This window comes from Escherichia sp. 10290 (genome assembly GCF_030295155.1).
Classification (GTDB): Bacteria; Pseudomonadota; Gammaproteobacteria; order Enterobacterales; family Enterobacteriaceae; genus Escherichia; species Escherichia coli_F.
The window spans coordinates 3,938,529-3,963,975 of record NZ_AP025741.1; the positions used below are offsets into that span (position 1 = coordinate 3,938,529).

General features: G+C 52.1%; 20 protein-coding genes. 14 read left to right on the forward strand and 6 right to left on the reverse strand.

Features of this window, described 5'->3' with window-relative positions; translation table 11 throughout:
* Positions 1–119: 119 nt before the first annotated feature.
* The gene (gene nfeF / locus QUE74_RS19925) at positions 120–884 is read right to left on the reverse strand and encodes an NADPH-dependent ferric chelate reductase NfeF (protein WP_001065913.1); all 765 of its coding nucleotides are present in this window, start codon (positions 882–884) and stop codon (positions 120–122) included.
* A gap of 287 nt (positions 885–1,171) precedes the next feature.
* Between nfeF and nfeR the strand changes: the two genes are divergently transcribed.
* The gene (gene nfeR, locus QUE74_RS19930) at positions 1,172–1,795 is read left to right on the forward strand and encodes a DNA-binding transcriptional regulator NfeR (RefSeq protein ID WP_000018005.1); all 624 of its coding nucleotides are present in this window, start codon (positions 1,172–1,174) and stop codon (positions 1,793–1,795) included.
* A gap of 105 nt (positions 1,796–1,900) precedes the next feature.
* Here the strand turns inward: nfeR and aer are convergent, their stop codons facing one another.
* Positions 1,901–3,421, reverse strand: a complete 1,521-nt coding sequence (gene aer / locus QUE74_RS19935; protein ID WP_000094709.1) for an aerotaxis sensor receptor Aer — start codon at positions 3,419–3,421, stop codon at positions 1,901–1,903.
* Positions 3,422–3,838: 417 nt separating this feature from the next.
* Here aer and ygjG point away from each other — a divergent pair, with 417 nt between their 5' ends.
* Positions 3,839–5,218, forward strand: a complete 1,380-nt coding sequence (gene ygjG, locus QUE74_RS19940; protein ID WP_001364310.1) for a putrescine aminotransferase — start codon at positions 3,839–3,841, stop codon at positions 5,216–5,218.
* A 41-nt stretch (positions 5,219–5,259) separates the two neighbouring features.
* On the opposite strand, the gene QUE74_RS19945 is transcribed toward ygjG, so the two are convergent.
* Positions 5,260–5,592, reverse strand: a complete 333-nt coding sequence (locus QUE74_RS19945; protein WP_000450598.1) for a tRNA-binding protein — start codon at positions 5,590–5,592, stop codon at positions 5,260–5,262.
* A 218-nt stretch (positions 5,593–5,810) separates the two neighbouring features.
* Between QUE74_RS19945 and ebgR the strand changes: the two genes are divergently transcribed.
* From ebgR to fadH, 7 genes are all read left to right on the forward strand, one after another.
* Positions 5,811–6,794, forward strand: a complete 984-nt coding sequence (ebgR, locus tag QUE74_RS19950; RefSeq protein ID WP_000212435.1) for a transcriptional regulator EbgR — start codon at positions 5,811–5,813, stop codon at positions 6,792–6,794.
* 183 nt (positions 6,795–6,977) lie between these two features.
* Positions 6,978–10,070 carry a beta-galactosidase subunit alpha gene (gene ebgA, locus QUE74_RS19955; protein WP_001082912.1) on the forward strand — a complete coding sequence of 1,031 codons (3,093 nt, stop codon included), beginning with the start codon at positions 6,978–6,980 and terminating at the stop codon, positions 10,068–10,070.
* Entirely contained in the window at positions 10,067–10,516 is a 450-nt protein-coding gene (locus QUE74_RS19960; RefSeq protein WP_001219950.1) for a beta-galactosidase subunit beta, read from the forward strand. The genes ebgA and QUE74_RS19960 overlap by 4 nt, the downstream gene beginning before the upstream one ends.
* A gap of 62 nt (positions 10,517–10,578) precedes the next feature.
* Complete coding sequence (locus QUE74_RS19965; protein WP_001285446.1) at positions 10,579–12,012, forward strand: amino acid permease; 1,434 nt, start codon at positions 10,579–10,581, stop codon at positions 12,010–12,012.
* A gap of 133 nt (positions 12,013–12,145) precedes the next feature.
* Positions 12,146–13,216 carry a protein YgjJ gene (gene ygjJ / locus QUE74_RS19970; protein ID WP_000767640.1) on the forward strand — a complete coding sequence of 357 codons (1,071 nt, stop codon included), beginning with the start codon at positions 12,146–12,148 and terminating at the stop codon, positions 13,214–13,216.
* Between the two features lie 16 nt (positions 13,217–13,232).
* On the forward strand, positions 13,233–15,584 hold the full coding sequence (gene ygjK, locus QUE74_RS19975; protein WP_000695509.1) for an alpha-glucosidase: 2,352 nt from the start codon (positions 13,233–13,235) through the stop codon (positions 15,582–15,584).
* 323 nt (positions 15,585–15,907) lie between these two features.
* Complete coding sequence (gene fadH, locus QUE74_RS19980) at positions 15,908–17,926, forward strand: NADPH-dependent 2,4-dienoyl-CoA reductase (protein ID WP_000121495.1); 2,019 nt, start codon at positions 15,908–15,910, stop codon at positions 17,924–17,926.
* Between the two features lie 44 nt (positions 17,927–17,970).
* Here fadH and higA read toward each other — a convergent pair whose 3' ends face one another.
* The 3 genes from higA to rlmG form a co-directional block, all read right to left on the reverse strand.
* Positions 17,971–18,387, reverse strand: a complete 417-nt coding sequence (gene higA / locus QUE74_RS19985) for a type II toxin-antitoxin system antitoxin HigA (protein ID WP_000560267.1) — start codon at positions 18,385–18,387, stop codon at positions 17,971–17,973.
* Positions 18,384–18,698, reverse strand: coding sequence for a type II toxin-antitoxin system toxin HigB (higB, locus tag QUE74_RS19990; protein WP_000550189.1), 315 nt, complete (start codon positions 18,696–18,698; stop codon positions 18,384–18,386). Before higB ends, higA begins: the two co-directional genes overlap by 4 nt.
* A 227-nt stretch (positions 18,699–18,925) precedes the next feature.
* Positions 18,926–20,062: a 23S rRNA (guanine(1835)-N(2))-methyltransferase RlmG gene (gene rlmG / locus QUE74_RS19995; protein WP_000018674.1), complete on the reverse strand. Its 1,137-nt coding sequence runs from the start codon at positions 20,060–20,062 to the stop codon at positions 18,926–18,928.
* Between the two features lie 84 nt (positions 20,063–20,146).
* On the opposite strand from rlmG, the gene QUE74_RS20000 reads away from it, so the two are divergent.
* From QUE74_RS20000 to sstT, 5 genes are all read left to right on the forward strand, one after another.
* A complete protein-coding gene (locus QUE74_RS20000) occupies positions 20,147–20,650 on the forward strand; it encodes a M48 metallopeptidase family protein (protein ID WP_001295542.1) in 504 nt (167 codons plus the stop codon).
* Between the two features lie 76 nt (positions 20,651–20,726).
* Positions 20,727–21,419, forward strand: coding sequence for a SanA/YdcF family protein (locus QUE74_RS20005; RefSeq protein WP_000942563.1), 693 nt, complete (start codon positions 20,727–20,729; stop codon positions 21,417–21,419).
* A gap of 78 nt (positions 21,420–21,497) precedes the next feature.
* Positions 21,498–22,484, forward strand: coding sequence for a Gfo/Idh/MocA family protein (locus QUE74_RS20010; protein WP_001360983.1), 987 nt, complete (start codon positions 21,498–21,500; stop codon positions 22,482–22,484).
* A 282-nt stretch (positions 22,485–22,766) separates the two neighbouring features.
* Entirely contained in the window at positions 22,767–23,732 is a 966-nt protein-coding gene (gene alx / locus QUE74_RS20015; protein ID WP_001098820.1) for a TerC family membrane protein Alx, read from the forward strand.
* 469 nt (positions 23,733–24,201) lie between these two features.
* Positions 24,202–25,446, forward strand: a complete 1,245-nt coding sequence (sstT, locus tag QUE74_RS20020) for a serine/threonine transporter SstT (RefSeq protein ID WP_000211655.1) — start codon at positions 24,202–24,204, stop codon at positions 25,444–25,446.
* Position 25,447: the final 1 nt, after the last annotated feature.

The window sequence follows — 25,447 nt, forward strand, 5'->3', positions numbered from 1 at the left end:
AAGTAAAGGGGTATCAACCAACTCATAATCGCTTGGTCGCTGGTTCAAGTCCAGCAGGGGCCACCAGATATAGCAAAGGCTGACGAGAAATCGTCAGCCTTTTTCTTTTTATATATCAGTTACTTTTCGTGCCAGTAAGCCGCTGCGCGTACCCGCTGTGGGTCATACTGTTCCGCTTCAAAGCGGCTGCTTAAATTCTTAACGACTTTGCCTTCGCCGGTTATCCAGATGAAGTAATCATCGGCAGGGATTTGCAGCTGCGCCAGGCGTGCGTCTACCGCCTGCTCATCATGCGCCAACCATTCGATATTAAAACCATCAAGGTGCACGAGATAATCCTGACAGGCGTTATCCTGTACGCTGACCAGCGCGGTAACTTGCGGTTTAACGGCAAGTTTACTCAACGTTTCCAGGCGGCGGCGCAGTGCCGGCATTCCGGACTCATCGCAAACATACACCTGATACGCGTAATCTTCCGGCACCACCAGCGAACCGCGCGGCCCTGCCACCGTGAGTTTATCGCCCGGTTGCGCCTGCATCGCCCAGCTGCTGGCGACTCCGCCGTCGTGAATAAAGAAATCGATCGCCAGTTCATGACGTTGTTCGTCATACAGTGGCGTATAGTCACGCGACGGTGGGCGTGGTCCTTCCGGCCAGACGATCCCCTCTTCCGTTACCGCTGGCGGCACAAAGTGAACGTCAGATTGAGGAAAGAAGAGTTTGCTGTGATCGTCAAAGCCGCGCGATGTAAAACCGTCCAGCGCCTCGCCGCCGAGGACAATGCGCTGAAAACCGGCACTGATACGCTCAACGCGTAACACAGTCAGTTCACGGAAGCGCAGATCATTGCGAACGCGCTGCGGGTAGCGGGGGGAGTTATTCATTGTTATCGCCTTCGTGATGGTAATCAGATATATCTAAATAATTTTCGTAAATGATAATGATTGTTAATCATGATAAATGCAAGCGATTTGTAGAATTGATATGTCTATAGTCTGATAAGACGAACAGCCTCTTCTCAGGCATCATTACTCAACGCCGGATGCGGCGTGAACGCCTTATCCGGCCTACGTGTGAGATGAGTCCACGTTTAAAAATCATTTTTACACTTGCAAGAGCGCTCATATCAGATATAAATTAGATATATCTAATTAAGCAAAAGGAGGCTGATATGAGCCATCATCACGAAGGGTGTTGTAAACATGAAGGCCAGCCACGTCATGAAGGCTGCTGCAAAGGTGAGAAATCAGAACACGAACACTGTGGACACGGTCACCAGCATGAACACGGTCAATGCTGTGGTGGTCGCCACGGTCGCGGCGGCGGTCGACGGCAACGTTTCTTTGGTCACGGCGAATTGCGTCTGGTGATTCTGGATATTCTCTCGCGCGATGACAGCCACGGTTACGAATTGATTAAAGCGATTGAAAATCTGACCCAGGGAAATTACACCCCAAGCCCGGGCGTCATCTACCCGACGCTGGATTTTCTTCAGGAGCAGTCGCTAATTACCATCCGCGAAGAGGAAGGTGGTAAGAAGCAGATTGCGCTGACCGAACAGGGCGCGCAGTGGCTGGAAGAAAACCGCGAACAGGTGGAGATGATCGAAGAACGCATCAAAGCGCGTTGCGTTGGTGCTGCACTCCGTCAGAACCCGCAAATGAAGCGGGCACTGGATAATTTTAAAGCGGTGCTGGATTTACGCGTCAACCAGAGCGATATCACTGATGCACAAATAAAAAAGATCATTGCGGTGATCGACCGCGCCGCTTTTGATATTACCCAACTGGATTAATCACCGATTGCCGGATGTGGCGTGCCCTACCCCCCCGTAGGCCTGATAAGATGCGCCAGCATCGCATCAGGCATTGTGCGCCAACCGCCGGATGCGGCATATCGATTAATGCAGCACCGTCACCGCGTCTTCCAGTCGGCTAGCGCGGTGTTTCACCATCGCCGACACCTGCGCACTCTCTTCCACTAACTCGGCGTTTTTCTGGGTGATCAGGTTAAGCTCATCCACTGCACGGGTCAGGCTGGAAAGCCCATCGGACTGTTCCAACGTTGAATGGCTAATCTGAGCTATCAACTGGGTGACGTTTTTTACCTGCGCCACAATATCTTCCATCGTCCGTCCGGCGGCGTGTACCTGCTGCGAACCGGATTGCACCTTATCAGCACTGGCATCAATCAGCTTGCGAATATCGTTAGCGGCATTAGCACTGCGGCTGGCTAAATGACGCACTTCCCCTGCCACCACTGCAAAACCTTTGCCTTGTTCTCCGGCACGCGCCGCTTCCACCGCCGCATTCAGGGCGAGAATATTGGTCTGAAACGCAATATCGTTAATCAGCGAAGTAATGGTGCCAATGCGCTGGGTACTGTCAGCAATATCGTCCATCGTTTTGATCACCGTGGACATCGCCTCCCCGCCCTGCACGGCCGCATTACTGGCGGTGATCGAAAGTTTATCGGCAGCCGACGCCGTGGCAGAGTTCTGTTTCACCGACGCCGCCATCTGGTTCATGGTCGCCACCGTTTGCTGAACATTATCAACCGTCTGTTGGGTATGTTCGTTCAGTTCATCAGTGCCTTTCGCCAGCGTCTCGCTGCCGTTTCTGACACTGGATACCTGGCTCGAGACATCGTTAATTAGCCAACGGCACATCAGGCCAAGCTGCCCTACCGCGCGTAATGTCAGCCCTAGCTCATCGCTGCGATTCAGATGCTCAACACTATTACGTTCTCCGGTCGCCACCTTCAGTGCCTGACGGGCGACATTTTCTATCGGGCGCACAATCTGCCATTCAAAACAGGCGCTTACTAACAATACCACTAATGCACAGAGGAAATACGACACCACCGGGGCAGCAACAAACCAAAGCATAGCCGCCAACAAGATAAACATCAGCGTCATCACTCCACGCGCCCGCCAGCGAAGCGGCAATGAAGGCAGTTTTCCCAGCCAGCCTTTACGCACCACCAGGCCTTTATGAATACGCTTACTGGTACGTCCGGCCTTCAGCGCTTTGTACAGCGGCTCCACCGCTGCGATCTCTTCATCCGTCGCCCGGGTACGAATCGACATATAGCCACTGATTTTTCCTTCGCGCACCATCGGTACCGCATTGGCCCGCACCCAATAATGGTCGCCATTTTTGCGGCGATTTTTCACGATGCCGCTCCAGGGCTCCCCTTTTTTCAGGGTGAACCACATATCCGCAAACGCCGCTTTTGGCATATCGGGATGACGAACCATATTGTGCGGCTGCCCCTGTAACTCCTGCAAGGTATAGCCGCTCACCTGCACAAAAGTGTCATTAGCATGAGTGATATAGCTTTGCAGATCGGTAGTGGACATCAGAGTGGTATCGTCCGCCAGCGGGGTATTTTGCTGGGTGACATACGGATGAGAAGACATGTTCGCGTCCTGTGCAGGTTATATGGTTGTTAACTTCTTGTCAGAGTTTATGTCGGCCCCGCTGCGGTTATCTTTAACCGATTAATTTGATTTAGATCGCAATTTGCGATTAAAGCACAAATCTAATTCCTTGATTTAAAATAATTTCACTCTGTTACTATACGAAAACGTTAATTATCTTGCCCAAAAATCAGGCATTTATTGCCCTAAAAGCGTGCATTTGCGCAGCGATCGCCACATCCATACCCAATATAGACCGTGCAAAATAACAGCAAATGTTAACAAATAGCATTAAATATTGCGTAAATGATAACCACATTTGTGTTTATCCCGATTTTCGCGATCGCAGCCGGAGTGGCGCAATCCCTGCAATACTTAAATCGGTATCATGTGATACGCGAGCCTCCGGAGCATATTTTGAACAGGTTACCTTCGAGCGCATCGGCTTTAGCGTGCAGCGCCCACGCCCTGAATCTCATTGAGAAGCGAACGCTGGATCATGAGGAGATGAAAGCACTTAACCGAGAGGTCATTGAATACTTCAAAGAGCATGTCAATCCGGGGTTTTTAGAGTATCGCAAATCTGTTACCGCCGGCGGGGATTACGGAGCCGTAGAGTGGCAAGCGGGAGGTTTAAATACGCTTGTCGACACCCAGGGACAGGAGTTTATCGACTGCCTTGGAGGTTTTGGAATTTTCAACGTGGGGCACCGTAATCCAGTTGTGGTTTCCGCCGTACAGAATCAACTTGCGAAACAACCGTTGCACAGCCAGGAGCTGCTCGATCCGTTACGGGCGATGCTGGCGAAAACCCTTGCTGCGCTAACGCCCGGTAAGCTGAAATACAGCTTCTTCTGTAATAGCGGCACCGAGTCCGTTGAAGCAGCGCTGAAGCTGGCGAAGGCTTATCAGTCGCCGCGCGGCAAGTTTACTTTTATTGCCACCAGCGGCGCGTTCCACGGTAAATCACTTGGCGCGCTGTCGGCCACGGCGAAATCGACCTTCCGCAAACCGTTTATGCCGTTACTGCCGGGCTTCCGTCATGTACCGTTTGGCAATATCGAAGCCATGCGCACGGCTCTTAACGAGTGCAAAAAAAACGGTGACGATGTTGCCGCAGTGATCCTTGAGCCGATTCAGGGCGAAGGTGGCGTAATTCTGCCGCCGCCGGGCTATCTCACCGCCGTGCGTAAGCTGTGCGATGAGTTCGGCGCACTGATGATCCTCGATGAAGTACAAACGGGCATGGGGCGCACGGGCAAGATGTTCGCCTGCGAGCATGAGAACGTTCAGCCGGACATTCTGTGTCTGGCAAAAGCCCTCGGCGGCGGCGTGATGCCGATTGGCGCGACCATCGCCACTGAAGAGGTGTTCTCAGTTCTGTTCGACAACCCGTTCCTGCATACCACCACCTTTGGCGGCAACCCGCTGGCCTGTGCGGCGGCGCTGGCGACCATCAATGTGTTGCTGGAGCAGAACTTACCGGCTCAGGCTGAGCAAAAAGGCGATATGTTGCTGGACGGTTTCCGTCAACTGGCGCGGGAATATCCCGATCTGGTACAGGAAGCGCGTGGTAAAGGGATGTTGATGGCGATTGAGTTTGTTGATAACGAAATCGGCTATAACTTTGCCAGCGAGATGTTCCGCCAGCGCGTCCTGGTGGCCGGAACGCTCAATAACGCCAAAACGATCCGCATTGAACCGCCACTGACACTGACCATTGAACAGTGCGAACTGGTGATCAAAGCGGCGCGTAAGGCGCTGGCGGCCATGCGAGTAAGTGTCGAAGAAGCGTAATATCAAATCGGATGGCGATACGACGTCGCCATCCGATTGTTTTATACGATACGTACGCCCGCAGGCATCATCCGCTCCGGCGTTAACAGCACGCTTTCACTGCCATCATCGGTTTCCGCACACAACAGCATGCATTCCGATGTTTCACCACGCATTTTTGCTTTTTGCAGATTGCATAAGACCACCACCGTTTTCCCCATCAGCTCTTCTTCGCTGTAGTACGGCACCAGGCTGGTCACGGTTTGCAGCGTTTTTTCACCAACATCAACCTGTACGATGTACAGCTTGTCAGCGTTTTCATGGCGTTTAACTTCCACAATCTTTCCAACGCGCATTTCCAGACGCGCGAAATCGGTATAAGCCACGGTTTCCATTGTTATCCCCCTTCAAGTAAAATTTTACTAAACTATAGCAAAAAATTTTCTCAATCCTGTAGGCTAAAAATGGAGAATGCAGGCATGATCACATTCGTAAGCCGCTGTGTTACCGTTACAGCGTCAAAGAACCGCGCTTTATTTACTGAAAACAGGTGACCCGATAAGCACTTCCTCTACAATGGGGGCGCACATCAGGGAAAGTAAAAAAGGTAAACATGGCAACACTAAAAGACATCGCAATCGAAGCTGGCGTATCCCTGGCGACAGTATCCAGGGTCTTAAATGACGATCCGACATTGAATGTGAAAGAAGAGACGAAACATCGTATTCTCGAAATCGCCGAAAAGCTGGAGTACAAGACCAGTAGCGCCCGTAAACTACAGACAGGCGCAGTCAACCAGCACCATATTTTGGCTATCTACAGCTACCAACAAGAGCTGGAAATCAACGATCCTTACTATCTGGCGATCCGCCACGGCATTGAAACCCAGTGCGAAAAACTGGCGATCGAACTGACCAACTGTTATGAACACAACGGTTTGCCAGACATTAAAAACGTCACCGGTATTTTGATTGTCGGCAAACCCACGCCAGCCTTGCGCGCCGCCGCCTGCGCGTTGACCGACAATATCTGTTTTATCGACTTTCACGAACCCGGCAGCGGTTACGATGCGGTGGATATCGATCTGGCACGTATCAGTAAAGAAATCATCGACTTCTATATCAACCAGGGCGTTAATCGTATTGGTTTTATTGGCGGTGAAGATGAGCCTGGCAAGGCGGATATTCGTGAGGTCGCCTTTGCGGAATATGGCCGACTGAAACAAGTGGTACGCGAAGAGGATATCTGGCGCGGCGGTTTTTCCAGTTCGTCGGGCTATGAACTGGCAAAACAGATGCTGGCGCAGGAAGACTATCCGAAGGCACTGTTTGTTGCTTCCGATTCCATTGCTATCGGCGTACTGCGGGCAATTCATGAACGTGGCCTGAACATCCCACAGGATATTTCGCTTATCAGCGTTAACGATATCCCCACCGCACGATTTACCTTTCCGCCGCTCTCCACCGTGCGCATCCATTCCGAGATGATGGGAAGCCAGGGCGTTAACCTGGTGTATGAAAAAGCCCGCGATGGTCGCGCGCTGCCGCTGTTAGTCTTCGTTCCCAGCAAATTAAAACTGCGCGGCACGACCCGTTAAATCCCCTTACACACTGTCCGGCAATCGTTTTTGCCGGACAGTGCTGCCGTTTATTTTCGTGATCCAGTTAAAGTAAATGCATTTACTCGCTATATTTTAGTAAAAATTTTACTAAACTCCCCAGCAATTACACAAACTACCATCACCATGAATGGTTCCGATTTCTCTCTACCGGGAGGCCCTATGAATCGCTGGGAAAACATTCAGCTCACCCACGAAAACCGACTTGCGCCGCGTGCGTACTTTTTTTCATATGATTCTGTTGCGCAAGCGCGTACCTTTGCCCGCGAAACCAGCAGCCTGTTTCTGCCCTTAAGTGGTCAGTGGAATTTCCACTTTTTTGACCATCCGCTGCAAGTGCCAGAAGCCTTCACCTCTGAGTTAATGGCTGACTGGGGGCATATTACCGTCCCCGCCATGTGGCAAATGGAAGGCCACGGCAAACTGCAATATACCGACGAAGGTTTTCCGTTCCCTATCGATGTGCCGTTTGTTCCCAGCGATAACCCAACCGGTGCCTATCAACGTATTTTCACCCTCAGTGACGGCTGGCAGAGTAAACAGACGCTGATTAAATTTGACGGCGTCGAAACCTATTTTGAAGTCTACGTTAACGGTCAGTATGTGGGTTTCAGCAAGGGCAGTCGCCTGACCGCAGAGTTTGACATCAGCGCGATGGTTAAAACCGGCGACAACCTGTTGTGTGTGCGCGTGATGCAGTGGGCGGACTCTACCTACGTGGAAGACCAGGATATGTGGTGGTCGGCGGGGATCTTCCGCGATGTTTATCTGGTCGGTAAACAACTCACGCATATTAACGATTTCACCGTGCGTACCGACTTTGACGAAGCCTATTGCGATGCCACGCTTTCCTGCGAAGTGGTGCTGGAAAATCTCGCCGCCTCCCCTGTCGTAACGACGCTGGAATATACCCTGTTTGATGGCGAACGCGTGGTGCACAGCAGCACCATTGATCATTTGGCAATTGAAAAACTGACCAGCGCCAGCTTTGCTTTTACTGTCGAACAGCCCCAGCAATGGTCAGCAGAATCCCCTTATCTTTACCATCTGGTCATGACGCTGAAAGACGCCGACGGCAACGTTCTGGAAGTGGTGCCACAACGCGTTGGCTTCCGTGATATCAAAGTGCGCGACGGTCTGTTCTGGATCAATAACCGTTATGTGATGCTGCACGGCGTCAACCGTCACGACAACGATCATCGCAAAGGCCGCGCCGTTGGAATGGATCGCGTCGAGAAAGATCTCCAGTTGATGAAGCAGCACAACATCAACTCCGTGCGTACCGCTCACTACCCGAACGATCCGCGTTTTTACGAACTGTGTGACATCTACGGCCTGTTTGTGATGGCGGAAACCGACGTCGAATCGCACGGCTTTGCTAATGTCGGCGATATCAGCCGTATTACCGACGATCCGCAGTGGGAAAAAGTCTACGTCGAGCGCATTGTTCGCCATATCCACGCGCAGAAAAACCATCCGTCGATCATCATCTGGTCGCTGGGCAATGAATCCGGCTATGGCTGTAACATCCGCGCGATGTACCACGCAGCGAAGGCGCTGGATGACACGCGACTGGTGCATTACGAAGAAGATCGCGATGCTGAAGTGGTCGATATTATTTCCACCATGTACACCCGCGTGCCGCTGATGAATGAGTTTGGTGAATATCCGCATCCGAAGCCGCGCATCATCTGTGAATACGCCCATGCGATGGGGAACGGTCCGGGCGGGCTGACGGAGTACCAGAACGTATTCTATAAGCACGATTGCATTCAGGGACATTATGTTTGGGAATGGTGCGACCACGGGATCCAGGCGCAGGATGACAACGGCAATGTCTGGTATAAATTCGGCGGTGACTACGGCGACTATCCCAACAACTATAACTTCTGTCTTGATGGTTTGATCTATTCCGATCAGACGCCGGGGCCGGGACTGAAAGAGTACAAACAGGTTATCGCGCCGGTAAAAATCCACGCGCTGGATCTGACTCGCGGCGAGCTGAAAGTAGAAAATAAACTGTGGTTTACCACGCTTGATGACTACACTCTGCACGCAGAAGTGCGCGCCGAAGGTGAAACACTCGCGACGCAGCAGATTAAACTGCGCGACGTTGCACCGAACAGCGAAGCGCCCTTGCACATTACGCTGCCGCAACTGGATGCCCGTGAAGCGTTCCTCAACATTACAGTGACCAAGGATTCCCGCACCCGCTACAGCGACGCCGGGCACCCTATCGCCACTTATCAGTTCCCGCTGAAGGAAAATACCGCGCAGCCTGTATCTTTCGCGCCAAATAATGCTCGTCCGCTGACGCTGGAAGACGATCGCTTGGGCTGCACCATTCGCGGCTACAACTTCGCGATCACCTTCTCAAAAATGAGTGGCAAACCGACATCCTGGCAGGTGAATGGCGAGTCGCTGCTGACCCGCGAGCCAAAGATCAACTTCTTCAAGCCGATGATCGACAACCACAAGCAAGAGTACGAAGGGCTGTGGCAACCGAATCATTTGCAGATCATGCAGGAGCATCTGCGCGATTTTGTCGTTGAGCAAAGTGATGATGAAGTGTTGATCATCAGCCGCACGGTTATTGCCCCACCGGTGTTTGATTTCGGAATGCGCTGCACCTACATCTGGCGCATCGCTGCCGATGGCCAGGTTAACGTGGCACTTTCCGGCGAGCGTTACGGCGACTATCCGCACATCATTCCGTGTATCGGTTTCACCATGGGGATTAACGGCGAATACGACCAGGTGGCGTATTACGGTCGTGGACCGGGCGAAAACTACGCCGACAGCCAGCAAGCTAACATCATTGATATCTGGCGCAGTACCGTCGATGCCATGTTCGAGAACTATCCCTTCCCACAGAACAACGGTAACCGTCAGCATGTCCGCTGGACGGCACTGACTAACCGCCACGGCAATGGTCTGCTGGTTGTTCCGCAGCGCCCCATTAACTTCAGCGCCTGGCACTACACCCAGGAAAACATCCACGCTGCCCAGCACTGTAACGAACTGCAGCGCAGTGATGACATCACCCTGAATCTTGACCACCAACTGCTTGGCCTCGGCTCTAACTCCTGGGGCAGCGAAGTGCTGGACACCTGGCGCGTCAGGTTCCGTGACTTCAGCTACGGCTTTACGTTGCTGCCAGTTTCTGGCGGGGAAGCTACCGCGCAAAGCCTGGCGTCGTATGAGTTCGGCGCAGGGTTCTTTTCCACGAATTTGCACAGCGAGAATAAGCAATGAGGATCATCGATAACTTAGAACAGTTCCGCCAGATTTACGCCTCTGGCAAAAAGTGGCAACGCTGCGTTGAAGCGATTGAAAATATCGACAACATTCAGCCTGGCGTCGCCCACTCCATCGGTGACTCATTGACTTACCGCGTGGAGACAGACTCCGCGACCGATGCGCTATTTACCGGGCATCGACGCTATTTTGAAGTACATTACTACCTGCAAGGACAACAAAAAATTGAATATGCGCCGAAAGAGACATTACAGGTAGTGGAATATTATCGTGATGAAACTGACCGTGAATATCTAAAAGGCTGCGGAGAAGCCGTTGAGGTCCACGAAGGGCAAATCGTTATTTGTGATATCCATGAAGCGTATCGATTTATCTGTAATAACGCGGTCAAAAAAGTCGTTCTCAAAGTCACCATCGAAGATGGTTATTTCCATAACAAATAACAATTACGGCGGCATAAGGAGTTTGCCGCCACCGCTACCCTACTCATTTTCGGAGATGTGTTATGTCTGATACCAAACGTAATACAATCGGCAAATTCGGCTTGCTCTCGCTGACTTTTGCCGCCGTTTACAGCTTTAACAACGTTATCAATAATAATATTGAGCTTGGACTGGCCTCAGCACCAATGTTTTTCCTCGCGACGATTTTTTATTTTATTCCCTTCTGTCTGATCATCGCAGAATTTGTTTCGTTAAATAAAAACTCGGAAGCCGGTGTCTACGCGTGGGTAAAAAGTTCGCTGGGCGGACGTTGGGCATTTATTACTGCCTATACCTACTGGTTCGTAAACCTGTTCTTTTTCACCTCATTATTGCCGCGCGTTATTGCTTACGCCTCGTATGCTTTCCTCGGCTACGAATATATTATGACACCGGTTGCCACCACCATTATCAGTATGGTGCTGTTCGCCTTCTCCACCTGGGTTTCCACCAACGGGGCGAAAATGCTGGGGCCAATCACCTCCGTCACTTCAACACTGATGCTGCTGTTAACGCTCTCCTACATTTTACTGGCAGGCACGGCGCTGGTTGGCGGCGTACAGCCTGCCGATCCGATCACCGTTGACGCGATGATCCCTAACTTTAACTGGGCGTTCCTCGGCGTTACTACCTGGATCTTTATGGCCGCAGGTGGCGCGGAATCTGTCGCGGTGTACGTTAACGACGTCAAAGGCGGTTCGAAATCGTTCGTTAAAGTGATCATTCTCGCCGGGATTTTTATCGGTGTACTGTATTCCGTCTCCTCGGTGCTAATTAACGTCTTCGTCAGCAGCAAAGAGTTGAAGTTTACCGGCGGATCGGTGCAGGTATTCCATGGCATGGCGGCGTATTTTGGTCTGCCGGAAGCGTTGATGAATCGCTTTGTCGGTCTGGTGTCCTTTACCGCAATGTTCGGCTCCCTGCTGATGTGGACCGCAACGCCGGTAAAAATTTTCTTCTCCGAAATCCCGGAAGGCATCTTTGGTAAGAAAACCGTCGAACTGAACGAAAACGGCGTTCCGGCGCGCGCGGCATGGATCCAGTTCCTGATTGTCATCCCGCTGATGATTATCCCGATGCTCGGTTCCAATACCGTGCAGGATCTGATGAATACCATTATTAATATGACCGCCGCAGCATCCATGCTTCCGCCATTATTCATCATGCTGGCTTACCTGAATTTACGCGCCAAATTAGATCACCTGCCACGCGATTTCCGTATGGGCTCCCGCCGCACAGGTATTATCGTTGTTTCAATGCTGATTGCGATATTTGCCGTAGGGTTTGTCGCTTCGACATTCCCGACTGGCGCGAATATTCTGACCATCATTTTTTATAACGTCGGCGGTATTGTTATCTTCCTCGGCTTTGCGTGGTGGAAATACAGTAAATATATAAAGGGATTAACGGCTGAAGAGCGCCATATTGAAGCGACGCCAGCCAGCAATGTTGATTAAGCAGAATAATAAAAAATGAGCAGGCATTTTCCCTCTTCCTGGATGGGGAGAGGGAAAATAGTTTCTGCCTTTATATTTTTATAATTACAACGATAAAAGGCTGTACTTTTTCTTTAGCTCATGGATTAACACAATGAAATTAATCACTGCACCATGCAGAGCATTACTTGCTCTGCCGTTTTGCTACGCCTTTTCTGCGGCCGCTGAAGAAGCACGTCCGGCAGAACATGACGACACAAAAACACCCGCAATGACCTCGACATCTTCTCCTTCATTTCGTTTTTACGGCGAATTAGGGGTTGGTGGATATATGGATTTAGAGGGTGAGAATAAACATAAATACAGCGACGGCACCTATATTGAAGGTGGCCTGGAGATGAAGTACGGCTCCTGGTTCGGCCTGATTTACGGCGAAGGCTGGACCGTGCAGGCCGACCACGACGGTAATGCCTGGGTGCCTGACCATAGCTGGGGTGGTTTCGAAGGTGGGATTAACCGTTTCTATGGCGGTTATCGTACCAATGATGGCACCGAAATCATGCTCAGTCTGCGTCAGGATTCCTCGCTGGATGACCTGCAATGGTGGGGCGATTTCACGCCCGATCTGGGCTACGTCATTCCCAATACCCGCGACATTATGACCGCGCTGAAGGTACAGAACTTAACCGGCAACTTTCGTTATAGCGTCACCGCCACACCTGCCGGACATCATGACGAAAGCAAAGCCTGGCTACATTTTGGCAAATACGATCGCTACGACGACAAATACACCTATCCGGCAATGATGAACGGTTACATCCAGTATGACCTTGCCGAAGGCATCACCTGGATGAACGGTCTGGAAATCACCGACGGTACCGGACAACTCTATCTCACTGGCCTGCTTACCCCTAACTTTGCCGCTCGCGCCTGGCACCATACCGGACGCGCCGACGGGCTGGACGTACCGGGAAGTGAAAGTGGGATGATGGTGAGCGCCATGTATGAAGCGTTCAAGGGCGTTTATCTCTCCACCGCTTACACCTACGCCAAACATCGCCCTGACCACGCTGACGATGAAACCACCTCTTTCATGCAGTTTGGTATCTGGTACGAATACGGCGGCGGACGTTTCGCAACGGCTTTTGATAGCCGCTTCTACATGAAAAATGCCTCTAACGATCCCAGCGACCAACTCTTCCTGATGCAATATTTCTACTGGTAATAAGGACTGTAATTTCATGAAAATCAAAACTATTTTAACGCCAGTAACCTGCGCTCTGCTGATAAGTTTTTCCGCCCATGCCGCTAACGCCGACAATTATAAAAACGTGATTAACCGTACTGGCGCGCCGCAGTACATGAAGGATTACGATTACGACGATCACCAGCGTTTTAATCCGTTTTTCGATCTCGGAGCCTGGCATGGCCATCTGTTGCCAGACGGCCCGAATACCATGGGCGGTTTTCCAGGCGTTGCGCTGCTGACGGAAGAATACATCAACTTTATGGCCAGCAATTTCGACCGCCTGACCGTCTGGCAGGACAGCAAGAAAGTCGACTTCACGCTGGAGGCATACAGTATTCCCGGCGCGCTGGTGCAAAAACTGACAGCAAAAGATGTGCAGGTTGAAATGACTCTTCGCTTCGCCACGCCGCGCACGTCACTACTGGAAACCAAAATCACCAGCAATAAACCGCTGGATCTGGTGTGGGACGGCGAACTACTGGAAAAACTGGAAGCGAAAGAAGGGAAACCGCTTTCCGATAAAACCATTGCTGGCGAATACCCTGACTATCAGCGCAAAATCAGCGCCACCCGTGATGGCCTGAAAGTCACCTTTGGCAAAGTGCGCGCCACCTGGGATCTGCTGACCTCCGGTGAATCAGAATATCAGGTGCATAAATCCCTGCCGGTGCAGACTGAAATCAACGGTAATCGCTTTACCAGTAAGGCGCATATCAACGGTTCGACGACGCTCTACACCACCTATTCCCATCTGCTGACCGCTCAGGAAGTTAGCAAAGAGGAAATGCAGATCCGCGATATTCTGGCGCGTCCGGCGTTTTATCTCACCGCCTCGCAGCAACGCTGGGAAGAGTATCTGAAGAAAGGGTTAACCAATCCGGATGCGACGCCGGAACAGGCGCGCGTCGCGGTGAAAGCGATCGAAACACTCAACGGTAACTGGCGCTCGCCAGGCGGGGCGGTGAAATTTAATACCGTCACACCGTCGGTGACCGGGCGCTGGTTCTCCGGCAATCAGACCTGGCCGTGGGATACCTGGAAGCAGGCGTTTGCGATGGCGCATTTCAATCCGGACATCGCCAAAGAGAATATCCGCGCGGTCTTCTCCTGGCAGATCCAACCTGGCGACACCGTGCGTCCACAGGATGTGGGATTTGTCCCCGACCTGATTGCGTGGAACCTTAGCCCCGAGCGTGGCGGCGATGGCGGCAACTGGAACGAACGCAATACCAAGCCCAGCCTTGCCGCCTGGTCGGTGATGGAAGTGTACAACGTCACCCAGGGTAAAACCTGGCTGGCAGAGATGTACCCGAAACTGGTGGCCTATCACGACTGGTGGTTACGTAACCGCGATCATAACGGCAACGGCGTGCCGGAATATGGCGCGACCCGCGATAAAGCCCATAACACCGAGAGCGGCGAGATGCTGTTTACGGTGAAAAAAGGCGATAAAGAAGAGACGCTGTCTGGGCTGAACAACTACGCCCGCGTGGTGGAGAAAGGCCAGTACGACAGTCTGGAAATTCCGGCACAAGTTGCTGCGTCGTGGGAATCGGGCCGTGATGACGCCGCCGTCTTTGGGTTTATCGACAAGGAACAGCTGGATAAATATGTCGCTAACGGCGGCAAACGTAGCGACTGGACGGTGAAATTCGCCGAGAACCGCAGCCAGGACGGAACGTTGCTGGGCTACTCGCTATTGCAGGAGTCGGTGGATCAGGCCAGCTATATGTACAGCGATAACCATTATTTGGCAGAGATGGCAACTATCCTCGGTAAGCCGGCAGAGGCCAAACGCTATCGCCAGTTGGCGCAGCAGCTCGCGGACTACATCAATACCTGTATGTTCGACCCGACCACGCAGTTCTACTATGACGTGCGCATTGAAGATAAACCGCTGGCGAACGGCTGTGCGGGCAAACCGATTGTTGAGCGCGGTAAAGGGCCTGAAGGCTGGTCGCCGCTGTTTAACGGTGCTGCAACGCAGGCCAATGCCGACGCGGTGGTGAAGGTGATGCTGGACACCAAAGAGTTCAACACCTTTGTACCGCTGGGAACGGCGGCGTTAACCAACCCGGCTTTTGGCGCGGATATCTACTGGCGCGGGCGCGTATGGGTAGATCAGTTCTGGTTTGGTCTGAAAGGAATGGAGCGTTACGGTTATCGCGATGATGCCCTGAAACTGGCGGATACGTTCTTCCAGCATGCCAAAGGATTAACCGCCGACGGTCCGATTCAGGAGAATTACAACCCGCTGACTGGCGCGCAGCAAGGCGCACCAAATTTCTCCTGGAGTGCCGCGCATTTGTATATGTTGTATAACGATTTTTTCCGTAAGCAGTAATTTGCAACGGCTGGCGGATGCGGCGTAAACGCCTTATCCGCCCTACATGTGCAATCCCCCTGGTCGGATAAGACGCGGCAAGCATCGCATCCGACATCTGCACCGCGCCACTGGCGGATGCGGCGTGGACGCCTTATCCGCACTACATGTGCGTTCCCCCAGGCCGGATAAGATGCGGCAAGCGTCGCATCCGGCATTACCACCAGCGTATTCTTTTTGATTCCCATCACAAACCCCGCATTCCCCTTTTCCCTTTTCCCCGGCGACGGCTAAATTAGAACTCATCCGACCACATAACAATTATTTTACATACTGGATAATTTATGAGCTACCCGTCGCTGTTTGCCCCGCTTGATTTAGGTTTTACCACGTTAAAAAACCGCGTGTTGATGGGTTCAATGCACACCGGGCTGGAGGAATACCCGGACGGTGCCGAGCGGCTGGCGGCGTTTTATGCTGAACGCGCCCGTCACGGCGTGGCGCTGATCGTTAGCGGCGGTATTGCACCTGATTTAACAGGCGTTGGCATGGAAGGCGGTGCAATGCTCAATGACGTCAGCCAGATCCCGCACCATCGCACCATTACCGAAGCGGTACATCAGGAAGGCGGCAAAATCGCCCTGCAAATTTTGCATACCGGACGCTACAGCTACCAACCGCATCTGGTAGCGCCCTCCGCGTTGCAGGCCCCCATCAACCGTTTCGTTCCTCATGAACTCACCCATGAAGAGATCCTGCGACTGATCGACGATTTCGCCCGCTGCGCGCAACTGGCGCGGGAGGCCGGATACGATGGCGTCGAAGTGATGGGCTCTGAAGGGTATTTGATCAACGAATTTCTGACTCTGCGCACCAACCAGCGTAGCGACCAGTGGGGCGGCGATTACCGCAACCGGATGCGGTTTGCTATTGAAGTGGTACGTGCGGTGCGCGAGCGCGTCGGTAACGACTTCATTATTATCTATCGGCTGTCGATGCTCGACCTGGTAGAAGGCGGCGGGACTTTTACCGAAACGGTAGAACTGGCGCAGGCCATTGAAGCGGCGGGCGCAACCATTATCAACACTGGAATAGGCTGGCATGAAGCGCGGATTCCGACCATCGCCACGCCAGTGCCGCGCGGCGCATTTAGCTGGGTCACACGCAAACTGAAAGGTCACGTCTCATTGCCGCTGGTGACCACCAACCGGATTAACGATCCGCAGGTTGCCGACGATATTCTCTCGCGCGGTGATGCCGATATGGTATCGATGGCGCGACCGTTTCTTGCTGATGCGGAGCTGCTGTCAAAAGCGCAATCGGGGCGAGCCGATGAGATCAACACCTGCATTGGCTGCAATCAGGCCTGTCTCGATCAGATCTTTGTCGGCAAGGTCACCTCGTGTCTGGTGAATCCTCGCGCCTGCCACGAAACCAAAATGCCGATCCTTCCCGCCGTGCAGAAAAAAAATCTGGCGGTGGTCGGCGCAGGTCCGGCGGGGCTGGCGTTTGCCATCAATGCGGCGGCGCGTGGTCATCAGGTAACGTTGTTTGATGCACATAGCGAGATCGGCGGGCAGTTTAATATCGCCAAACAGATCCCCGGCAAAGAGGAATTTTACGAAACATTGCGCTACTACCGCCGGATGATCGAAGTGACTGGCGTGACACTGAAACTTAATCACACCGTGACCGCAGATCAGTTAAAGGCGTTCGATGAAACGATCCTCGCCAGTGGGATCGTACCGCGCATTCCGCCCATCGACGGGATCGATCATCCGAAGGTGTTGAGTTATCTCGACGTACTGCGCGACAAAGCGCCGGTGGGCAACAACGTCGCCATCATTGGTTGTGGTGGGATTGGCTTTGATACAGCGATGTATTTGAGTCAGCCAGGGGAGTCCACCAGCCAGAATATCACCGAGTTTTGTAATGAGTGGGGAATCGACAGTAGCCTGCAACAGGGTGGTGGGTTAAGCCCGCAGGGAATGCAGATCCCCCGTAGCCCGCGACAGATTGTGATGCTTCAACGCAAAGCCAGCAAACCAGGACAAGGGTTAGGCAAAACCACCGGCTGGATCCATCGCACCACCCTGCTCGCGCGCGGCGTGAAAATGATCCCAGGCGTAAGTTACCAGAAGATCGACGATGAAGGGCTGCATGTGGTGATCAACGGCGAACCGCAAATTTTGGCGGTAGATCATGTGGTGATCTGCGCGGGGCAGGAGCCAAACCGCACGCTGGCACAACCGCTCATTGATAGCGGGAAAACCGTGCATTTAATTGGCGGCTGCGATGTGGCTATGGAGCTGGACGCACGACGGGCAATTGCCCAGGGAACACGGTTGGCGCTGGAGATTTAAATCGTTATTTGAAGTGCCGGATGTGACGCATCCGGCACGTCGCGTTAATCAATAAACAAGGCGGGAGAAATGCCGAATCGCGTTGCCAGTTTTTTAGCGTGTTCCAGCGTTAATTTCCTCTTCCCGCTCAAAACGCGTGACACCATCGATTTACTGCCAATTTCCGGCAGATCGGAAAGGGTTAAACCATATTGATCCATAAGGGTACGAATCACAGCTATACCGCCAGGCATGTCTTGAGCCATGGCATTAAATTCAGCAAATTCGGGCGCTGATTCTTCCCACGCGGTTATTTTGGCACACACCAGATCCAGCAAGGGGTTTTCAGGATCGTTGAGCAGCAGATGATCTACCAGTTCCAGCGCCTGGGTGTATTGTTCCTCGTTCTGAATACCCGCCAAAAAAGGTGCCACAGCAGTTAGCTTTTCTCCTGCTTGCAAGATGTCGGCAATCGCAATCATTTTTTCCCCTTAGTACGATGAACGGCGGTAAAGAAATCGTATTCTTTATGCGTCATAACTTCACGTATGTAGCACTTTTGCGATTCAAAAAAGACCATTGCTACAACACGTAATTCATTGCCCCCGACATTGAAAACATAATGCTTATCCAGATATTTGAAGTTATCCAGAGAAGGGAATACTGCTTTTAATGACTCAGGTTTTTTGAAATATCCCTTAGCAATCGTGTTCCCCAGAGCCACCAACTCCGTTTTATGTTGCGGGTATTTTTCCGCAGCATCTTTCAATGCTTTTTGAGTTATCAGGTGCATTCTTCATCACGTCCGTTGACAAATTGGCAACATGATAACATCCGTTGACAGATTGGCAACGGATGAATTTATCTGTGTGACGGAAGAATAAACGTAGAAAAACGCTAAACAAGAGAATGTAGAGGATGGTGACAGGGATTTTTTGTTTTATGGAAGCGCGATTCCAGAACTGGGCAGACATTGCCGGATAAGGCGTTTACGCCGCATCCGGCAGGTAGCTGTCAATCTTACCGACGACGCCCCAGCTTCACCGCTTTCAGCACCACAAATTTATTATTGGTGGCAATGGTGGTGCAGTTGCCAAAAATTTTCTTCAGTTTATGGAAGTAATCCAGGTGACGGTTGGCAACGATATACAGCTCGCCGTTGATTTTCAGGCAGCGGCGCGCGTGGTGGAACATTTCCCAGGCAACGTTATCGGTCAGTGCATGTTGCTGGTGAAACGGCGGGTTGCAGAGCACAGCATTAAAGCGGAACGGCTCCACGCCGGAGAGCGCGTTGTTGATCATAAACTCGCAGCGATCCAACGCCTCTGGCATGTTGGTTTCAACATTCAAATGGCTGGAAGCAACCGCCATCGGTGATTCATCGACAAACACCACTTTCGCCTGCGGGTTTTTATCAAGCAGCGTCAGGCCAATAACGCCGTTACCACAACCGAGATCGACAACCTCACCCTCGAGATTCTCTGGCAGATGCTGCATAAAGAAGCGCGCGCCAATATCAAGCCCGGTGCGTGAGAAGACATTCGCATGGTTGTGGATAGTCCAGTCAGTACCCTCCAGCTTCCAGCTAACGGTCTGCGGTGCATCAACCAGCGGCGGCTCGTTGAAAGTGCAGTTAATCAGGCGCGCTTTCTTCCATGCCAGCGTGGTGGTGGTCGGGCCGAGCACTTTTTCGAACAGTTCCAGCGTGGAGGTGTGAATGTCACGGGCTTTAGCACCGGCAATAATACGTGTATCCGGCGTGACTACTTTGCGCAATGCGCGCAGTTGCTGTTCCAGCAATGCCAGTGTTTTCGGCACTTTGATCAGCACCACGCCCGGCTGTTGCGGGTAGTCAGCGGTGCTGTCGAGAAACTTCACGCTCGATTCATCAATCCCGTTGAGGCGTAAATTCTCGCGCGTCGCCAGTTCGCTGATGTATGAGTCGCCAATGCTGTACGGCTTATGTTCCGCCAGCGCACAACTTAACGCACCAAAGGCATCATTCAGGATTAACACCGGGCCGCGGATTTCTGTGTCGTCCAACTGTTGCAGCAAATATTCATCTGCCGCTTCCCACGCCTGTAGCGGGTTAACGTCATCCGTCGCCGGAAAACGTTGTAGTGTCAGTGAACGGAAACCGTTGTCTAAGTGGCTCATCGGCCCTCCTGAATGATAAAATTTCGACGTTGCCCCTGAAAAGGGTGCGTGAGTATACCCTTTTTCTCTTTTTCGTGGGCGGTTATGAGCAATCTTACTTATCTTCAGGGTTATCCCGAACAGTTGCTTTCCCAGGTGCGCACGCTGATTAATGAACAGCGTCTGGGCGATGTGCTGGCAAAACGCTATCCAGGAACGCACGACTACGCCACCGATAAAGCCCTCTGGCAATATACTCAGGATCTGAAGAATCAGTTTCTGCGCAATGCCCCGCCGATCAATAAAGTGATGTATGACAACAAGATCCATGTGCTGAAAAACGCGCTCGGGTTACATACCGCTGTTTCGCGTGTGCAGGGCGGCAAGCTGAAAGCAAAAGCAGAGATCCGCGTCGCTACCGTGTTTCGCAACGCGCCGGAACCGTTTTTGCGCATGATCGTGGTGCACGAGTTGGCGCACCTGAAGGAGAAAGAGCACAACAAAGCATTCTATCAATTGTGCTGTCATATGGAGCCGCAGTACCACCAGCTTGAATTCGACACTCGTCTGTGGCTAACGCAGTTGTCGCTTGGGCAGGACAAAATCTGAAAATGATATCAGGCGTTATCTTTTCTTCCTTTAGCGCCTAAAATCGACCTCCCCCCTTTCGTTAAGGATAACGACCATGCTGCGCGCCTTTGCCCGCCTTCTTCTCCGTATTTGTTTTTCTCGCCGGACTCTAAAGCTTGGCTGTTTATTGTTGCTTATAGCAGGAGCGACCATTTTTATTGCCGATCGCGTTATGGTCAACGCCAGCAAGCAGCTGACCTGGAGCGATGTCAACGCCGTTCCGGCGCGTAACGTGGGTTTATTGCTGGGGGCGAGGCCGGGTAATCGCTACTTTACCCGACGTATTGATACCGCAGCAGAGTTGTACCACGCCGGAAAAGTGAAATGGCTACTAGTGAGCGGCGATAACGGACGTAAAAATTACGATGAAGCCTCAGGCATGCAGCAGGCTTTGATCGCTAAAGGCGTACCCGCAAAAGTCATCTTCTGCGACTACGCCGGATTCTCAACGCTTGATTCGGTGGTGCGTGCCAAAAAGGTGTTTGGTGAAAGCCATATCACTATTATTTCGCAAGAATTTCATAACCAACGCGCCATCTGGCTGGCAAAACAGTACGGCATCGATGCCATCGGGTTTAACGCACCAGACCTGAATATGAAACATGGTTTTTATACTCAGCTGCGGGAGAAACTCGCTCGCGTCAGCGCAGTGATTGACGCGAAAATCCTCCATCGACAGCCGAAATATCTCGGGCCGTCGGTCATGATTGGGCCGTTTAGCGAGCATGGCTGTCCGGCGAAAGAATAATGCGTATCTGCGCACGTCGAAGATGAAAAAGGCGTGCTACATTGACGGCAGAATCCCTTTATGGAGTATCCACGCGTTATGATACGTTTCGCTGTGATTGGCACGAACTGGATCACCCGCCAGTTCGTCGAGGCCGCCCATGAGAGCGGTAAATACAAGTTAACCGCTGTCTATTCCCGCAGCCTTGAACAGGCCCAGCACTTCGCCAATGATTTTTCTGTCGAGCATCTGTTTACATCGCTGGAAGCGATGGCAGAAAGCGATGCCATTGACGCGGTGTATATTGCCAGCCCGAATGCCCTGCATTTTTCCCAGACACAACTTTTCCTTAGCCATAAAATTCATGTGATTTGCGAGAAACCGCTGGCGTCGAATCTGGCGGAAGTGGATGCCGCCATTGCCTGTGCGCGGGAAAATCAGGTGGTGCTGTTTGAGGCATTTAAAACCGCCAGCCTGCCGAATTTCCATTTGTTACGCCAGGTACTGCCGAAAGTTGGCAAATTGCGTAAAGTCTTTTTCAACTATTGCCAATATTCCTCGCGATATCAACGTTATCTGGACGGCGAGAATCCCAACACCTTCAATCCGGCATTCTCCAACGGTTCAATTATGGATATCGGCTTTTACTGTCTGGCGTCGGCGGTGGCGTTATTTGGTGAACCGAAAAGCGTGCAGGCAACCGCCAGTTTGCTGGCAAGTGGTGTGGATGCCCACGGCGTGGTGGTGATGGATTACGGTGATTTCAGCGTTACCTTGCAGCACTCAAAGGTCAGTGATTCTGTGCTGGCAAGTGAGATTCAGGGCGAAGCGGGATCGCTGGTGATTGAAAAACTGTCTGAATGCCAGAAAGTTTGCTTTGTGCCGCGCGGCAGCCAGATGCAGGATCTTACCCAACCGCAGCATATTAATACCATGCTGTACGAAGCAGAGCTGTTCGCTACCCTGGTGGATGAACATCTGGTAGATCATCCAGGGCTGGCGGTCAGTCGTATCACCGCCAGGCTGCTGACCGAGATCCGCCGCCAGACCGGGGTGATTTTTCCGGCAGATAGCGTAAAACTATAATAGCCAAAGTAAAACAGTGTAAAAGGGATGTAACAGACCATTGACTGACCGAATGGTCTGTCATACTTTGTTACCTGCAAAGGGGAGTAACTTCATTGCCGGTCGATCGTCATTACGATGTGTGAAAAACCACATCCGGTCACCGGGCAACCCGAAAGGAATACGCAGACGTATTCCTTTTTTGTTGTAAGTGAGACCTTGCCGGAAGGCGAGGTCTATGCATAAAAAGCAGCGGCTGACGTCTTCCGACGTTGGCCGTTTTTTTATGTGTAAGGAACTTCTATGAATACTGTCGGCACGCCGTTGCTATGGGGCGGATTCGCTGTCGTTGTCGCCATTATGCTGGCTATCGACCTGTTGTTGCAGGGGCGTCGTGGCGCGCATGCCATGACCATGAAACAGGCTGCAGCCTGGTCGCTGGTCTGGGTGACGCTATCGTTACTGTTTAACGCCGCTTTCTGGTGGTATTTAGTCCAGACGCAGGGGCGCGAAGTCGCGGACCCGCAGGCACTGGCGTTTCTCACCGGTTATCTGATTGAGAAATCACTGGCGGTCGATAACGTCTTCGTCTGGCTGATGTTGTTCAGCTATTTCTCTGTTCCGGCGGCATTACAACGCCGCGTGCTCGTGTATGGCGTACTCGGGGCGATTGTTCTGCGTACCATCATGATCTTCACTGGCAGCTGGCTGATTTCGCAGTTCGACTGGATCCTGTATATCTTCGGTGCCTTCCTGCTGTTTACTGGCGTGAAGATGGCGCTGGCTCATGAAGATGAATCAGGTATTGGTGACAAGCCGCTGGTGCGCTGGCTGCGCGGTCATTTGCGCATGACCGACACCATCGACAACGAGCATTTCTTTGTGCGTAAGAATGGTTTGTTGTATGCCACGCCGCTGATGCTGGTACTGATTCTGGTGGAGTTGAGCGACGTGATTTTCGCCGTGGATAGCATTCCGGCTATCTTCGCCGTGACCACCGATCCGTTTATTGTGCTGACCTCAAACCTGTTTGCGATCCTCGGCCTGCGTGCGATGTATTTCCTGTTGGCGGGCGTAGCAGAACGTTTCTCGATGCTCAAATATGGTCTGGCGGTAATTCTGGTGTTTATCGGTATCAAGATGCTGATTGTCGATTTCTACCATATTCCGATCGCCGTTTCGCTGGGCGTGGTGTTTGGTATTCTGGTGATGACGTTTATTATCAACGCCTGGGTGAATTATCGGCATGATAAGCAGCGGGTGGGATAATTCGCTGTATATTAAGCCACTACGGGTGATAACTCCTTCCAGACAAAGATGAGCGATTAAGTATGTAACCGACTTATAGCTCTTTACAAAAAGATCGCTTGGGTGTTAGTGGCGTCAAAATCACCGAAGCGTTCCCTGCAGGCCGGGGCAGCGGCGATTGGCCGCTCCCTGCGCCAGTGACTTTATGTGGCATCGTACATCACAGGAGCGCAACAGTTCTCATATGCCAAATAGTTTTGCCTATATGTTATCTAATCAGTCTCAGCAGCCAGTCCTTCCCTCTGTTTATGTCAAATAAATGTAACCATTAAGTTGCAAAATATGACCTCTCTTTAAAATCCAGCATTTTTCGCTTCCCGAAGCTGTAACTTTCCTTATACTCGACCTTGCAAACACTTTGTTACATCCTGAAAGATGCGTCGACAGAACGCACCAGGGATGTGCGACAACACAATGAAAGGATCGAAAAATGACTACGCAACGTTCACCGGGGCTATTCCGGCGTCTGGCTCATGGCAGCCTGGTAAAACAAATCCTGGTCGGCCTTGTTCTGGGGATTCTTCTGGCATGGATCTCAAAACCCGCGGCGGAAGCTGTTGGTCTGTTAGGTACTTTGTTCGTCGGCGCACTGAAAGCCGTTGCCCCCATCCTGGTGTTGATGCTGGTAATGGCGTCTATTGCTAACCACCAGCACGGGCAGAAAACCAATATCCGTCCTATTTTGTTCCTCTATCTACTGGGCACCTTCTCTGCTGCTCTGGCCGCAGTAGTCTTCAGCTTTGCCTTCCCTTCTACCCTGCACTTGTCCAGTAGCGCGGGTGATATTTCGCCGCCGTCAGGCATTGTCGAAGTGATGCGCGGGCTGGTAATGAGCATGGTTTCCAACCCCATCGACGCGCTGCTGAAAGGTAACTACATCGGGATTCTGGTGTGGGCAATTGGCCTCGGTTTCGCACTGCGTCACGGTAACGAGACCACCAAAAACCTGGTCAACGATATGTCGAATGCCGTCACCTTTATGGTGAAACTGGTCATTCGCTTCGCACCGATCGGTATTTTTGGGTTGGTTTCTTCTACCCTGGCTACCACCGGTTTCTCCACACTGTGGGGCTACGCGCAACTGCTGGTGGTGCTGGTTGGCTGTATGTTACTGGTGGCGCTGGTGGTTAACCCATTGCTGGTGTGGTGGAAAATTCGTCGTAACCCGTTCCCGCTGGTGCTGCTGTGCCTGCGCGAAAGCGGCGTGTACGCCTTCTTCACCCGCAGCTCTGCGGCGAACATTCCGGTGAATATGGCGCTGTGTGAAAAGCTGAATCTGGATCGTGATACCTATTCCGTTTCTATTCCGCTAGGTGCAACGATCAATATGGCGGGCGCAGCAATCACCATTACCGTGTTGACGCTGGCTGCGGTTAATACGCTGGGTATTCCGGTGGATCTACCAACGGCGCTGCTGTTGAGCGTAGTGGCTTCTCTGTGCGCCTGTGGTGCGTCCGGCGTGGCAGGTGGTTCTCTGCTGCTGATCCCGCTGGCCTGTAATATGTTCGGTATTTCGAACGATATCGCCATGCAGGTGGTTGCCGTCGGCTTTATCATCGGCGTATTGCAGGACTCTTGCGAAACCGCGCTGAACTCTTCAACTGACGTGCTGTTCACTGCAGCAGCTTGCCAGGCGGAAGACGATCGTCTGGCAAATAGCGCCCTGCGTAACTAAT

Excerpts from the sequence above, each read along its gene's own strand:
- QUE74_RS20005 (WP_000942563.1), top strand. The coding sequence starts at position 20,727 with ATGCTGCGCGCCTTTGCCCGCCTTCTTCTCCGTATTTGTTTTTCTCGC.
- higA (WP_000560267.1), bottom strand. The coding sequence starts at position 18,387 with ATGATTGCGATTGCCGACATCTTGCAAGCAGGAGAAAAGCTAACTGCT.
- aer (WP_000094709.1), bottom strand. The coding sequence starts at position 3,421 with ATGTCTTCTCATCCGTATGTCACCCAGCAAAATACCCCGCTGGCGGAC.
- QUE74_RS19960 (WP_001219950.1), top strand. The coding sequence starts at position 10,067 with ATGAGGATCATCGATAACTTAGAACAGTTCCGCCAGATTTACGCCTCT.
- ebgA (WP_001082912.1), top strand. The coding sequence starts at position 6,978 with ATGAATCGCTGGGAAAACATTCAGCTCACCCACGAAAACCGACTTGCG.
- QUE74_RS20010 (WP_001360983.1), top strand. The coding sequence starts at position 21,498 with ATGATACGTTTCGCTGTGATTGGCACGAACTGGATCACCCGCCAGTTC.
- nfeF (WP_001065913.1), bottom strand. The coding sequence starts at position 884 with ATGAATAACTCCCCCCGCTACCCGCAGCGCGTTCGCAATGATCTGCGC.
- rlmG (WP_000018674.1), bottom strand. The coding sequence starts at position 20,062 with ATGAGCCACTTAGACAACGGTTTCCGTTCACTGACACTACAACGTTTT.
- alx (WP_001098820.1), top strand. The coding sequence starts at position 22,767 with ATGAATACTGTCGGCACGCCGTTGCTATGGGGCGGATTCGCTGTCGTT.
- QUE74_RS20000 (WP_001295542.1), top strand. The coding sequence starts at position 20,147 with ATGAGCAATCTTACTTATCTTCAGGGTTATCCCGAACAGTTGCTTTCC.
- fadH (WP_000121495.1), top strand. The coding sequence starts at position 15,908 with ATGAGCTACCCGTCGCTGTTTGCCCCGCTTGATTTAGGTTTTACCACG.
- ygjJ (WP_000767640.1), top strand. The coding sequence starts at position 12,146 with ATGAAATTAATCACTGCACCATGCAGAGCATTACTTGCTCTGCCGTTT.
- QUE74_RS19945 (WP_000450598.1), bottom strand. The coding sequence starts at position 5,592 with ATGGAAACCGTGGCTTATACCGATTTCGCGCGTCTGGAAATGCGCGTT.
- ygjK (WP_000695509.1), top strand. The coding sequence starts at position 13,233 with ATGAAAATCAAAACTATTTTAACGCCAGTAACCTGCGCTCTGCTGATA.
- higB (WP_000550189.1), bottom strand. The coding sequence starts at position 18,698 with ATGCACCTGATAACTCAAAAAGCATTGAAAGATGCTGCGGAAAAATAC.
- nfeR (WP_000018005.1), top strand. The coding sequence starts at position 1,172 with ATGAGCCATCATCACGAAGGGTGTTGTAAACATGAAGGCCAGCCACGT.
- QUE74_RS19965 (WP_001285446.1), top strand. The coding sequence starts at position 10,579 with ATGTCTGATACCAAACGTAATACAATCGGCAAATTCGGCTTGCTCTCG.
- sstT (WP_000211655.1), top strand. The coding sequence starts at position 24,202 with ATGACTACGCAACGTTCACCGGGGCTATTCCGGCGTCTGGCTCATGGC.
- ebgR (WP_000212435.1), top strand. The coding sequence starts at position 5,811 with ATGGCAACACTAAAAGACATCGCAATCGAAGCTGGCGTATCCCTGGCG.